Source organism: Achromobacter sp. 18P8.1.1, from assembly GCF_057799415.1.
Window position 1 is genome coordinate 63,749 of sequence record NZ_JBYOKH010000031.1, and the last position, 13,946, is coordinate 77,694.

10 protein-coding genes are annotated in these 13,946 nt (G+C 66.5%); 1 reads left to right on the forward strand and 9 read right to left on the reverse strand.

From position 1 onward, the window contains the following. Position 1 precedes the first annotated feature (1 nt). The 4 genes from AC27VE_RS19605 to AC27VE_RS19620 are packed head-to-tail and all read right to left on the reverse strand — an operon-like array spanning position 2 to position 6,616. Positions 2-688, reverse strand: coding sequence for a heavy metal response regulator transcription factor (locus tag AC27VE_RS19605; RefSeq protein WP_280030046.1), 687 nt, complete (start codon positions 686-688; stop codon positions 2-4). Positions 689-718: 30 nt separating this feature from the next. Next, positions 719-3,937, reverse strand: coding sequence for an efflux RND transporter permease subunit (locus tag AC27VE_RS19610; RefSeq protein WP_488704740.1), 3,219 nt, complete (start codon positions 3,935-3,937; stop codon positions 719-721). Continuing rightward, complete coding sequence (locus AC27VE_RS19615) at positions 3,934-5,112, reverse strand: efflux RND transporter periplasmic adaptor subunit (RefSeq protein WP_488704741.1); 1,179 nt, start codon at positions 5,110-5,112, stop codon at positions 3,934-3,936. Before AC27VE_RS19615 ends, AC27VE_RS19610 begins: the two co-directional genes overlap by 4 nt. Before the next feature lie 4 nt (positions 5,113-5,116). Further along, positions 5,117-6,616: an efflux transporter outer membrane subunit gene (locus AC27VE_RS19620; protein WP_488704742.1), complete on the reverse strand. Its 1,500-nt coding sequence runs from the start codon at positions 6,614-6,616 to the stop codon at positions 5,117-5,119. Between the two features lie 259 nt (positions 6,617-6,875). Between AC27VE_RS19620 and argG the strand changes: the two genes are divergently transcribed. After that, complete coding sequence (argG, locus tag AC27VE_RS19625; protein WP_006224929.1) at positions 6,876-8,216, forward strand: argininosuccinate synthase; 1,341 nt, start codon at positions 6,876-6,878, stop codon at positions 8,214-8,216. A 572-nt stretch (positions 8,217-8,788) separates the two neighbouring features. On the opposite strand, the gene AC27VE_RS19630 is transcribed toward argG, so the two are convergent. The 5 genes from AC27VE_RS19630 to AC27VE_RS19650 all read right to left on the reverse strand — a co-directional run. After that, positions 8,789-10,717, reverse strand: a complete 1,929-nt coding sequence (locus AC27VE_RS19630) for a potassium transporter Kup (RefSeq protein ID WP_006224930.1) — start codon at positions 10,715-10,717, stop codon at positions 8,789-8,791. Next, positions 10,714-11,739 (reverse strand): sensor histidine kinase, encoded by a 1,026-nt coding sequence (locus AC27VE_RS19635; RefSeq protein ID WP_006224931.1) that lies wholly within the window; start codon positions 11,737-11,739, stop codon positions 10,714-10,716. Before AC27VE_RS19635 ends, AC27VE_RS19630 begins: the two co-directional genes overlap by 4 nt. Positions 11,740-11,898: 159 nt before the next feature. Continuing rightward, positions 11,899-12,570, reverse strand: a complete 672-nt coding sequence (locus tag AC27VE_RS19640; RefSeq protein WP_006218435.1) for a response regulator transcription factor — start codon at positions 12,568-12,570, stop codon at positions 11,899-11,901. 66 nt (positions 12,571-12,636) lie between these two features. Beyond that, complete coding sequence (locus tag AC27VE_RS19645) at positions 12,637-13,143, reverse strand: ExbD/TolR family protein (RefSeq protein WP_006224932.1); 507 nt, start codon at positions 13,141-13,143, stop codon at positions 12,637-12,639. Continuing rightward, positions 13,143-13,946, reverse strand: an 804-nt coding sequence (locus AC27VE_RS19650) for a MotA/TolQ/ExbB proton channel family protein (RefSeq protein ID WP_488704743.1), incomplete at its 5' end; no start/stop codon positions are given. The genes AC27VE_RS19650 and AC27VE_RS19645, both read right to left, overlap by 1 nt.

Sequence of the window (13,946 nt, forward strand, 5' to 3'; positions counted from 1 at the left end):
CTCATTGGCCTGCCCCGTCGTCGCGCAGCTCCAGCACGTAGCCCATGCCCCGGATCGTGTGCAGCAGGCGGCGGCCGAACGGGGCGTCCACCTTGCCGCGCAAGCGCTTGATGGCGACTTCCACCACGTTGACGTTGCTGTCGAAGTTCATGTCCCAGACCAGTTCGGCAATCGCCGTCTTGGACAGGATCTCGCCCTGGCGGCGCGCCAACACGGCCAGCAGCGCGAATTCCTTGGCGGTCAGGTCCAGCCGCGTGCCCGCCCGCCAGGCCTTGCGGCTGATCAGGTCGATCTGCAGGTCTCCGATGCGCAACTGCACGGGCTCCTGGGCACGGCCGCGCCGGGTCAGCGCCTGCAGGCGCGCCAGCAGTTCAAGAAAGGAAAAGGGCTTGACCAGGTAATCGTCCGCCCCGTCGTGCAGGCCGCGGATGCGGTCTTCGACCCCGTCGCGCGCGGTCAGCATGATGACGGGCGTCTGCCGCACGGTGCGCAGCGACCGCAGCACGGCAAATCCGTCCATGCCCGGCAGCATGGCGTCCAGCACGATCACGTCGTAATCGTGTTCCAGGGCCAGGTGCTGGCCGTCGATGCCGTTGTGCGCGACGTCGACGGCGCAGCCCTGTTCGCCCAAGCCTTTGCGCAGGTAATCCGCCGTCTTCAGTTCGTCTTCGACTATCAGGATTTTCATGTGCCGCCCCGCAAGCCCTACGGTTGACCCCTATTTTGACTCAAGTCCGTCCGGCGGCGCGATCCCGGGCGGGTTCGCCCCACTCGTCCCACTCGCCCCGTTCGCCGTGGCCGTCCTGGCCGCCTTCCTGGCCGCCCGCGCCGCCTTGCGTTCCATGTACCAGTAGTGTGCGCGGTCCAGGTACAGGTAGACGACAGGCGTCGTGAACAGGGTCAGCGCCTGCGACACGATCAGGCCGCCCACCATTGCATACCCCAACGGCCGCCGCAGCTCGGACCCCTGGCCATGGCTCAGCATCAGTGGCAGGCCGCTGAGCAGTGCGCACATGGTCGTCATCATGATGGGGCGAAAGCGCAGCACGCAAGCCTGGTAGATCGCCTCGGCCGGCGCCATGCCGTGCTCGCGCTCCGCGGTCAGCGCGAAGTCGATCATCATGATGCCGTTCTTCTTCACGATGCCGATCAGCAGGATGATGCCGATCAGCGCAATCACGCTCAGGTCATACCCGCCCGCCATCAGGATCAGCAGCGCGCCGACGCCCGCGGACGGCAGCGTGGACAGGATGGTCAGCGGATGGATATAGCTTTCGTACAGCAGGCCCAGCACGATGTAGACGGCGATCAGCGCCGCCGCAATCAGGTAGGGCTGGGTCGACAGCGAATCGCCGAAGGCCTTGGCCGTGCCCTGGAAGGCGCCCGCCAGGCTGGCGGGCGCGCCCATCCCGCTTTGCGCCTGCTGGATCGCCTGCACGGCATCGCCCAGCGACGCCCCCGGCGCCAGATTGAACGAGATGGTCACGGCCGGGAACTGGCCCTGGTGGCTGATAGACAGATAGGCCGTCTTGTCGGTATCCAGCTTCACGAAGGTCGACAGCGGCACCTGCTGGCCCGTCAGCGGCGAGGTCAGGTACAGCTTCGAGAACAAGCTGGGGTCCTGTTGCAGCTTGGGCGTCACCTCCAGGATCACGTGGTAGCTGTTGATCTGCGTGAAATATTGCGCCACCTGGCGCTGGCCGATCGCGTCGTAGATCGTGGCGTCGATCAGCGCGGGCGAAATGCCGAACGACGACGCCCGCGCGCGGTCGATCGTCAACGACGCCGTGGCCGCCGCGTTCTGCTGGTCGGACGCCACATCGGTCAGTTGCGGCAAGCCCCGAAACGCCGTCAGCAGCTTCGGCGCCCAGACGTTCAGTTCGTCCAGGCTGGAATCGGTCAACGTGTACTGGTACTGCGTGCGCGACAAGCGCCCGCCCACATTGATGTCCTGCCCGGCCTGCATGAACAGCGTCACGCCTTCCAGCTTGGCCAACTGCGGACGCAACCGCGCGATCACCTCGTCGGCGGATGCGGTGCGGCCTTCGTCCTTGGGCTTCAAGCCGATATAGAAGTTGCCGGTGTTGTACGTGCTTTGGCTGCCGTTGAACCCGAAGCTGGCAATATCCGGGTCCTGCCGGATCACGTCGGCCATCTGGATCATGCGCTGGTTCATCAGCGAAAACGACGAATCCTGCGCCGACTCCGCAAAGCCGAAGATGAAGCCCGTGTCCTGCTGCGGGAAGAAGCCCTTCGGGATCACCATGAACAGCGCCACCGTGCAGGCGACGGTCGCCAGGAACACGCACAGCGTGGCGAACTGGTGCCGCAGCACCAGCTTCAGCCCGCGCTCGTAGCCGTGCAGCATGGCGTCAAAGCCGCGCTCGAACAACTGGTACAGGCGGCCATGCCGCTCGCCGTGATGGTCCTTCAGGTAGCGCGAACACAGCATCGGCGTCAGCGTCAGCGACACCAGCACCGACACCACGATGGCCAGCGTCACCGTCACGGCGAACTCGCGGAACAGGCGCCCGACGATGCCGCCCATCAGCAAGAGCGGAATGAACACGGCGATCAGCGACACCGAGATCGACACGATGGTGAAGCCGATTTCACCGGCGCCCTTGTAGGCGGCCTCCATCGGCGACATGCCGGCCTCCACATGCCGGTAGACGTTCTCCAGCATCACGATGGCGTCGTCCACCACGAAGCCGACGGCGATCGTCAACGCCATCAACGACAGGTTGTCCAGGCTGAAGCCCACCACGTACATCACGGCGGCCGTGCCCATCAGCGCCAGCGGCACCGTCACGCACGGGATCAGGGTAGCTGCCACGTTACGCAGGAAGAGGAAGATCACCAGCACCACCAGGATGATGGTGAGCGTCAGCGTGAATTCCACGTCCGTGACTGAGGCCCGGATCGTCTGGGTGCGGTCGATGATGGTGTTCACGTGCACCGACGGCGGGATTGACGCCTCCAGTCGAGGCAGCGCCGCGCGGATGCGGTCCACGGTCTCGATGACGTTGGCACCCGGCTGCTTGCTGATCTGCAGCACGATCGACCGGCCGTTGGTGATCGTGTTGTCGGGCGGCGAGGCCTTGCCCGCGTAGGCCCAGCCTGCCAGCTTGGTGTTCTCGGGCCCGTCCACCGCCACGCCGACGTCACGCACCCGGATCGGCGCGCCGTTGCGGTAGGCCAGCACCATGTCGTTCCACTGCGCGGCCGACAGCAACTGGTCGTTGGTATAGGTGGTGAAGCTCTGGCGCGCGCCGTCGATGGTGCCCTTGGGCTGGTTGACCGTGGTGGTGGCGATCACGCCCCGGATGTCTTCCAGGCTCAGGCCCAGGGCCGACAGCTTGCCCGGATCCACCTGGATCCGCACCGCGGGTTTTTGCTGGCCACCGATGTTCACCAGCCCCACGCCGGAAATCTGCGAGATCTGCTGGGCCAGGATGTTGTCGGCGAAATCGTTCACCTGGATCAGCGGCAGCGTGTCGGACTGCACCGCCATCACCATGATGGGCGCATCGGCGGGGTTGACCTTGCGAAACGTCGGCGGGTTCGGCAGGTTCGCCGGCAACTGCCCGGTGGCGGCGTTGATGGCCGCCTGCACGTCCACCGCCGCCGAATCGATGCTGCGGTTCAGGTCGAACTGCAAGGTGATCTGCGTGTTGCCGATGGCGCTGACCGAGGTCATCTGCGACAGGCCGGCGATCAGCGAAAACTGCCGCTCCAGCGGCTGCGCCACGTTGGACGCCATCGTCTCCGGACTGCCGCCAGGCAGGTTGGCCTGCACCTGGATCGTCGGGAAGTCCACCTGCGGCAACGGCGCCACGGGCAGCAGCGGCCAAGCCGCGATCCCTACCAGCAGGATCGCCAGCGCCAGCAGCGACGTGCCGATGGGCCGCTTGATGAAATTGGCCGAGATGCTCATTTCGCACTCCCCGCCGCGGCCGGCGCCGAAGCCGCCGCCAGCTCGCGCACCTTGCTGCCCGGCTTCAGCTTGTACTGCCCGTCCACCACCACGCGCTGCCCGACGCTCAGGCCATCCTGGATGACCGCCACGCCGTCCTGCATCCGCTCGACCTTCACGGCACGGGGCTGCGCCACGCCATCGCCATCCACCGCGTACACGTAGGTGCCGGTCTGGCTGCGCTGCACGGCGGCGACCGGCACGGTCAGCGCGCTTTCGTGCGCGTCCAGCACCAGCCGGGCGTTCACATACAGGCCCGGCCACAGACGGTGGCGGGGGTTGTCGAAGCGGCCCTTGAGCTGCACCGTACCGGTGGTGGTGTCGATCTGGTTGTTCAGCAACACCAGCGTTCCGGTTTCCAGCGGTTCGTTGCTGTCGCGCGCATAGGCCACCACCGGCAGCGGCTGCCCGCGATCCATGGCGGCGTTGATCGCGGGCACCGACTCTTCGGGCAGCGAGAACTGCACGGTGATCGGATCGATCTGGTTGATCACGACCAGGCCGTTCGCGTCGGCTGCATGCACGATATTGCCCGGGTCCACCAGCCGCGCGCCTACCCGGCCCGCGATCGGCGCCACGATGCGCGTGTAGTCCAGCTGCACCCGGGCATAGCTGATCTGCGCGTCATCGGTCTGCGTCGCGGCCTCCAGTTGCGCCACCAGCGCGCGCTGCGCGTCCAGCGTCTGCTGCGTGGCGGCGTCCTCGCGCTGCAGACGGGTGTAGCGCTGCAAGTCCAGGCGGGCGTTCAGCAACGTCGCCTGGTCCTTCGCCCGCTGCGCCTGCGCCTGCGCCAGTTGGGCCTGCAAGGCGCGCGGGTCGATATTGGCCAGCACCTGCCCGGCCTTCACGTCCTGCCCTTCGACGAAACCCACGCTGTCCAGTTGCCCGTCCACGCGCGCCTTGACCGTCACGCTGGCCGCCGCCGTCACCGTGCCCACGCCCGTCAAATAACGCGCCACGTCTTGCTGGCGCACGGACGTCGTCGCCACCGGCACCACCGGCTCGGGCGCGGCGGGCGGCGCGGCGCGGCCGCGCAGGAACAGCCAGACCGCCAGCACACAGGCCACGACGGCAAGCGCCACGACGCCTGCGCGCAATCCTGCGCGTCGATTGGGGGAAGTCACCGCCTTGTCCATGGACTCACTCGTTCTCGGTAGGTTGGCTTGCAGCTTGCGGTTGGCCGGCGATCGCCAGCGCTTGCGCATCGGGGGTATTGAGCGCATCGGCGTTCCAGCCGCCGCCAACGGCTTTGATCAGCGCCACGCTGGCCACCAGTTGGCGGCCTCGCAGCTGCACGGCGGTGCGTTCGTTGGACAGGGTCAGCGCCTGGGCGACGGCCACGGTCAGAAACGTGGTCGTGCCGGCCCGGTATTGCGCCAGGGCCAGCCGCTCGCTCAACCGCGACGCCGTCACCGCGTCGTCCTGCGCGCGCGCTTCGTCATCCAGCACGCGCAAGGTGGACAGGTTGTCCTCCACTTCCTGGAAGGCGCCCAGCACCGTCTGCTTGTATTGCGCGGCGCTGGCATCGAAGACCGCCACGGCCTGCGCGTCGCGGGCCTTGCGCAACCCGCCGTCAAATACCGTTTCGGCCAGCAGCGCGCCCAGCGACCAGACGCGGCCGGGCGCGTTGAACCATTGTGCAAAGCTGGCGGCGCCGAAGCCGCCGCTTGCCGACAGCACCAGCGACGGGAAATACGCCGCGCGCGCCACCCCGATGCCCGCATTGGCCGACGCCACATCGCGCTCAGCCGCGGCGATGTCCGGCCGCCGCTCCAGCAGGTCCGACGGCAAGCCGGTAGGCACCGGAGGCACCTGGAATATCCAGGGCTGGCCCGCCGGCACGGGCGGCAGGCTGAACTGGGCAGGTGCCCGGCCCGTCAGGATGGCGATGGCATGTTCCAGCTGGCTGCGGGTCGCGTCCAGGTCGATCGACTGGGCTTCTGCGGTCTTCAACTGCGCTTCGGCCTGCGCCACGTCCGAGCGCAACGCCACGCCGGCGTCGTACTGGCTTTGCGTCAGCTTGAGCGTGCGCGTGTAGGCATCCAGCGTGCGGGCGTACAGGTCTTTCTCGCGGTCCACCGCCCGCAGTTGCAGGTAGTCCTGCGCCACGGCGGCCTGGATGCTGAGCCGGGCCGCGGCCAGGCTGGCCTCGCTGGCTTGCGTCGACGCATCGCTGGCTTCGACCTGGCGGCGCACCGCGCCCCACAGGTCGGGCTCCCAGGACACGTCCAGCGCGGCGGCATAGCCGTTGGACACCCCCGTCACGCCATTGCTCTTTGCCCGCGCCCGCTGGGCCGACGCGTTCACGCCTGCGGTGGGCCAGAAACCCGCCCGGGCGGCATCGGCGGCGGCGCGCGCCTGCCGGTACTGCGCCTGGGCCTGCTGAATGGTCTGGTTGGCGGCATTGGCCTGCACGATCAGGCCACTGAGCGTCGGGTCGCCATACACTTCCCACCAGGGGCGGGACCCGTCCACCATGCCGGGCTGGGCCGTTTTCCATGGCCCCGATTCCTTGTAGCCGCCCGGCAGGTCCATCGCGGGACGCTGGTAGTCCGGGCCGGCCGCACAGCCGGCCAGGCCCAACAGGGCCGCCAGCCCGGCCACCGCCCAGCGCGGCGCGATCCGCTTTCCAGTGTTCATTTTCAGCGCCGCCGATGCGGCCGACAGTCAGTACGCCCCCACTGTAGGAAGGCATGAGGGACCCCACGCTGTCCGGATCCTGACAATTCGGACAGGTTCGGCGCCGCCGCCGGGGACGGAACCCGGCCATCCGCCGCATCCACGCGGCCTGCCTGCCCGGCTGCGCCGCCCCGCCCGGGCAAAAGAGTTAAAATGCCGTCACCTTTCTTGTTTGGCGGCTCGTTGCTGTCAAAGTCCTGTTGGCGTCTCACCTCAAACAATGACCACTATCCTCCCGAACCTTCCCACCGGCCAGAAGGTCGGCATCGCCTTTTCCGGCGGCCTCGACACCAGCGCAGCGCTCCTGTGGATGCGCAATAACGGCGCCATCCCGTACGCCTACACCGCGAACCTGGGCCAGCCCGACGAGTCCGATTACGACGAGATCCCGCGCAAGGCCCTGGCCTACGGCGCCGAAAACGCCCGCCTGATCGACTGCCGCGCGCAGTTGGTGGCCGAAGGCATCGCTGCCCTGCAAGCCGGCGCGTTCCACATCTCGACCGCCGGCATCACCTACTTCAACACGACCCCGATCGGCCGCGCAGTCACCGGCACGATGCTGGTGGCCGCCATGAAGGAAGACAACGTCAACATCTGGGGCGACGGCAGCACCTTCAAGGGCAACGACATCGAGCGCTTCTACCGCTACGGTCTCCTGACCAACCCGGACCTGAAGATCTACAAGCCCTGGCTCGACCAGCGCTTCATCGACGAGCTCGGCGGCCGTTCGGAAATGTCCGAATACATGCGCCAAGCCGGCTTCGACTACAAGATGTCGGCCGAAAAAGCCTACTCCACCGACTCCAACCTGCTGGGCGCCACCCACGAAGCCAAGGACCTGGAGCAACTGAACTCCGGCATCCGCATCGTCAAGCCCATCATGGGCGTGGCGTTCTGGCGCGACGACGTGGCCGTCAAGGCTGAAGAAGTCACCGTCCGCTTCGAGGAAGGCCAGCCGGTCGCCCTGAACGGCGTGGAATTCAGCGACCCGGTCGAACTGCTGCTGGAAGCCAACCGCATCGGCGGCCGCCACGGCCTGGGCATGAGCGACCAGATCGAAAACCGCATCATCGAAGCCAAGAGCCGCGGCATCTACGAAGCCCCGGGCCTGGCCCTGCTGTTCATCGCCTACGAACGCCTGGTCACCGGCATCCACAACGAAGACACCATCGAGCAGTACCGCGAAAACGGCCGCAAGCTGGGCCGCCTGCTGTACCAAGGCCGCTGGTTCGATCCGCAAGCCATCATGCTGCGCGAAACCGCCCAACGCTGGGTCGCCCGCGCCATCACCGGCGAAGTCACCATCGAACTGCGCCGCGGCAACGACTATTCGCTGCTGAACACCGAATCGGCCAACCTGACGTACGCCCCCGAGCGCCTGTCCATGGAAAAGGTGGAAAACGCCCCCTTCACTCCGGCAGACCGCATCGGCCAGCTGACCATGCGAAACCTCGACATCGTCGACACCCGCGAAAAGCTGTTCACCTACGTCAAGACCGGCCTCCTGGCCTCCAGCGGCACCTCGCTGCCGCAGCTGAAGGACGACGGCAAGAAGAAGTAATTCTTCCACCCGAAAAAAAAGCCCCTCGGCGAACCCGAGGGGCTTTTTTATTGTGCGGGCGTCATGGCGGCGCCGGCGCAATCTGAATATTCGTTGGGGATCGTCGTGGGGTGACGGCAGCTTGATGGGTTACGCGCGCTGGGCACCAGATCAATTGCGGAGAGTTTCCCCGCGCTCCACCCATCCTACGGTCCCACGCACACATTCGCGAAGCGCCCCCACCTCGACGCAAGACACCGCGTAAGCGCCAAAAGGCCGCCCGCGCGGCCGGCCTGGCGCGGGCCCCGCAAGACCCTCCACCACCACCCACTTGTAGGCCAGAACCCCAAGCACCCCACCCGCCCCGGCCGACGTCAGGTTCCAACCACCAAAGCCCGGCCTGGCGGCGGCGCGGCAAGCCCGGGGAGTCGATAAGCCCGAGGGAATCTGAAGGAACTGCCAGCGGCAGTGACGAAGATGACGACGGGGGAGTCCGGAGCGAAGGCTCCGGACCGCAATCGTTGACCCGCGCTTGCCGCGCCGCCGCCAGGCCGGGCGTCTTAAGAACCAACAACGCCCAGCAGAAAAAAAGACTACAACTCCACCTGCATCCCCATCTCCACCACCCGATTCGCCGGAATCTTGAAAAACTTGGTACTCCGCGTCGAATTCCGCGCCATGAAGGAAAACACCGCCCTTCTCCACCGCCACAACGCCGGCTTCCTGGCCGCCACCACCGTCTGCCGCGACAGGAAGTAAGACGTGCGCATCGGTTCCAGATCCAGCTCCGGATACGCCTCGGCCACCAGCCGCAGCGCCTCGGGTACGTCCGGATCTTCCTTGAACCCGTAGTTGATCGTCGCCGTCCAACTGGACGCGCTCAGCTTTTTCACCACGAAACGCTCTTCGGGCGAGATATACGGCACATCCGCCACCAGGATCGTCAGGAACAGCACATGGTCGTGCAGCACCTTGTTGTGCTTCAGGTTATGCAGCAGCGCCGGCGGCACGTTGCCCGAATTCATTGTCATGAAGATCGCCGTGCCCGGCACCCGCGACGGCGGATATTCCTCAAGCTGTTCCATGAATTCCTTGAGCGGCTGCCGGTCGCGATGCTGCATGTCCGACAGCAGATGCCGGCCGCGGCGCCACGTCATCATCAGCGTGAACACCACAATCGCCACCAGCAGCGGCAGCCAGCCACCCTCATGGATCTTGAACACGTTGGCCGAAAACAGCAGCACGTCGAACAGCAGCAAAAAGCCCAGCACCGTAAACCACAGCATGCGCTTGACGCCCGTGGAGCCGCGCGGCAGCACCGCGAAGGCCAACACCGACGTCGTCAGCATCGTGCCCGTCACCGCAAAGCCGTAAGCGGCGGCCAGGTTGTCCGAATTGCGGAACAGCAGCACCAGCACCAGCACCGCGCACAGCAGCAGCGCATTGACCTGCGGCAAGTAGATCTGCCCTTTTTCCACCGCCGACGTATGCAGGATCTGCATGCGCGGCCAGAAGCCCAGTTGCACCGCTTGGCGCGTCACCGAATAGGCGCCCGAGATCACCGCCTGCGATGCCACGATCGTCGCGATGGTGGCCAGCGCCACCAGCGGCGCCAAGCCCCACTCGGGCGCCATCATGAAGAACGGGTTGCGGATCGCCGTGGGGTCGCGCAGCAGCAGCGCACCCTGGCCGAAATAGCACAGCGTCAGCGCCGGCAGCACCATGCTGAACCAGGCGCTGCGGATCGCCGGGCGGCCAAAGTGGCCCATGTCGGCGTAGAGCGCCTCGGCGCCGGTCAACGCCAGCACCACCGCGCCCAGCAGCACGAAACTGATCAGCGGAAATTCGACGATGAAGCGCAGGCCCCACATGGGATTCAAGGCCGACAGCACTTCCGGTGTCTGCCAGATCTGCCAGGCGCCCAGTGCGGCCAGCGTGCCGAACCACACCAGCATCACCGGACCGAACAGCTTGCCCATCACGCCCGTGCCATGCGACTGGATCGCAAACAGCGCCACCAGCACGACCAGCGCGATCGGCACCACCCACCGGTCCAGCGTATGCGACACGATCCCGATGCCTTCCAGCGCCGACAGCACGGAGATCGCGGGCGTGATCATGCTGTCGCCATAGAACAGCGCCGCGCCAAAAATGCCCAGCACGATCAGCACCCAGCGCATCTTGCCTTCACGATTGCGCACCGCCAATTCCAGCAGCGCCAGCGTGCCGCCTTCGCCGCGGTTGTCGGCGCGCAGCACCAACGTCACGTACTTCAGGGACACCACCACCATCAGCATCCAGAACAGGATGGACAGCACGCCCAGCAGATGCGCCGGCTCCAGGTCGGTATGCACGCTCAAGCCCGTCAGGCAGGCGCGCAGGGTGTACAGCGGGCTGGTGCCGATGTCGCCATACACCACGCCCAGCGCGCCCATGATGAGCGCCGCGCGCGACGAGGGCGCGTGCGCGCCTCCCGCATGCGCCCCGGGCGATGAAGGAACACCAGCCGTGGCTTGGCTCATGATGTGGGTTCTTGACGAGTAAGTTGGGCCCCTTTGCGGGGGCCGGGGAACACGACGGACAGCCGTGTGCCGGAAAAATCGGGACGGCTGGTCAGCTTCCACCAGGCGCCGTGTGCGTGCGCGATCTCGCGCACGATCGCCAGACCCAGGCCCGAGCCGCCGGCCGTCGCGGTCGGCGACCGGTAGAAAGCCTCGAACACGCGGTCACGCTCGTCGGGGGGAATGCCCGGCCCGTCGTCCTCGACCGTCAGGGACGGGGGATTGGCGCCCACGATCAGCGTGATGCGGCCGGTCTCGTTGCCGTAGCGCAGGGCGTTGTCGATCAGGTTGCTCAGCAGTTCGGCCAGCAGCAAGGGGTCGGCGTCGATCCAGATGGGCGCGTCGGGCGCCACCAGGTCCAGCTCGTACCGCGCCTCGCGCACCCGGGGAAACCACTCGGCGCCGTGCACCCGCACCCATTCGCACAGGTCGATGCGCACAAAGCTGTCCTGGGGACGGGCATTGGGGTCGGCGCGCGCCAGCACCAGCAACTGCTGGCCCAGCCGGATCATGCGGTCGCTGACGGCCTTGATGCGCTCGGCACGGGCCCGCACGTCGTCAGGCAAGGGGCGGGCCAGCATCAGCTCGGATTCAAGCCTCAGGCCCGATAAGGGGGTGCGCAACTGGTGGGCGGCATGCCCGATGAAGCGGCGCTGCGCCGCCAGCGAGGCGTCCAGCCGCAGCAGAAGGTCATTGGTGTGGGTCACCAGCGGTTCGATCTCTACCGGCACGCCCGCCACTTCCAGCGGCTGCATGTCGTCAATGGAACGCTGGCGGATCTCTTCGGACAAGTGGTTCACGGACCGCAGTCCGGAGCGCACGCCCTGCACAACCACCCAGGTGAACAAGGCGATCAGCGCCACCTGCCCCACCACCATCAGCCAGAAGAAATCCTCCAGCATCCAGAGCGACATGTCGATCTTGTGGGTGATGACCCAGGTTGCAGCCAGGTCCAGCAGGACCAGCAGCAGGATCGGTGGCATCAGGCGTATCACCAGATGCCGCGCCAGCGAGCGTGAAGGGAGCAAGGGACGTGCTGCTGCCGGAAGAGCGGAAGGAGTGCGTTCCTGCGTCATGACGCGATACCCTCGCTTGAGCGGATGGAAGCGCGCAGCCGGAGCATGCCGGCCGCGACCGGCCCGTCAGGCCGTTTCCACATCCAGCATGTAGCCGAAGCCACGCACCGTCTGGATGCTGGCGCCCGTGCCTTCCAGGCGCTTGCGCAGGCGGTACACATACACTTCGACGGCGTTTTCGCTGAAATCGGCGTCCCAGGCGGACAACGAGTTGACGATCTGGCGCTTGGTCACGACGCGGCCCACGCGGGCCATCAGCATCTCCAGCACGGAGAGCTCACGCACGGACAGCGACAGGCGCTGGCCATTGGCGCGGACTTCGCGGCCAACCGTGTCGAACACCAGGGGACCCACTTCGATCAGCGGCTGCGCCTGACCGGCGCGGCGGCGGCCGAAGGCGCGCACGCGTGCCGCCAGCTCGGGCAGTTCGAAAGGTTTGGTGACGTAGTCGTCGGCGCCGGCATCCAGGCCTGCGACGCGGTCTTCAATGCCGTCGCGCGCCGTGAGGATCAGCACCGGAACCTGATTGCCGTCCTGGCGCAATTGCCGCAGCACATCAAGCCCGCTCATGCCGGGCAGATTGAGGTCGAGCAGCATCAGGTCATACGGCTGGCCTGCCAAAGCGCCCAGGACACGGTCGCCTTCAGTCAGCCAGTCGACCGCATAACCCTGGTCGGCCAGGAATTCCTGGAGCGCGTGGCCCAGGGTGGTGTCGTCTTCGATTACCAGTACTCGCATGCCGCGATTCTAGCGCGATCCGAAAAAAAAGGGGCGCGAAATGCGCCCCTTTCTCTCAGGATCCGTTCACCGGCCGGACGGTGCCCCGGCAGGCGCCGGGGTGGCCCCGCCCGGGGCAGCACCCGCAGCCGGCGCTTCGGTCGCTGCGGCCCCGCCCGAGGGCGGCGTCGTGACGAACCCGATGCGCGACATTCCCGAGCGGCGAGCCGAGGCCATGACCTTGGCCAGCGTTTCGTAGCGGGTGTTCTGGTCGGCGCGAATGCGGATTTCCGGTTGCGGCTTGGTGCCGGCGATCGACTTGAAGCGGTTCGGCAGGTCATCGATATTGACCGGCTTTTCGTCCCAGAACAGCGCGCCGCTGGCATCGATCGCCAGGTCCACGGTCTTGGGTTCTTCCTCGATCTGCTCGGCGGCCACCTGGGGCATGTTGATCTTGATCGAGTGCGCCAGGAGCGGCGCCGTGATGATGAAGATCACCAGCAGCACCAGCATGACGTCGATCAGGGGCACCATGTTGATCTCGGAAACCGTATGGCTCCCGGACCCTTTACCCTCGAAGCTGCCAAAGGCCATTATTCGCTCCCGCGTTGAGCCGCGGCGCCGTTCCCGTTCTGGCGGCGCAGCGCGCGCACCTTGCCGTCGGACAGCGACACTTGCTGGCCGGTGGTCAGGAACGCGAACAGGTCATGGGCAAACGCATCCAGGCGCGACAGGAACACGCGGTTGTTGCGCACGAAGGTGTTGTAAGCCAGCACCGCGGGAATGGCCACGGCCAGGCCCAGGCCCGTCATGATCAGGGCTTCGCCCACCGGACCGGCGATGCGGTTGATGGTCACGCCGTCGGACAGGCCGATGCCCACCAGAGCGTGGTACACGCCCCACACCGTGCCGAACAGGCCGACGAACGGAGCGGTCGAACCCACCGACGCCAGCACCGTCAGGCCGTTTTCCAGCTTGGCGGTTTCTTCGTCGATGACCTTGCGCATGGTGCGCGTGACGAAATCGGAATTGCTGCCCGACTCTTCCAGCTTGGTTGCGCCGAACTTGTTGTGGTGCGCCTGCGCGTGCATGGCGTGGCTGGCCAGGTGCGAGAACGGATCGCGCGCGCCATGCGTGCTGATTTCGTGCTCGACCTGCTCCAGCGAGCTGGCGTTCCAGAACTTGTTCAGGAAGTCGGCCGAACGCTTGCGCATGCTGACGTTGCTGGCGGCCTTGACCAGGATCAGGTACCAGGTCACCAGCGACATCAGGATCAGGATGATGAACAGGCTCTTGCCCACGAAGTCGCTCTGCGCGACAAAGTGCAGGAAGCCCATGTCGGGCACGGCCGGGGCCGGCGGCAGCGACGGCAGCGCGGCGGCGGCGCCGTGCAGCGC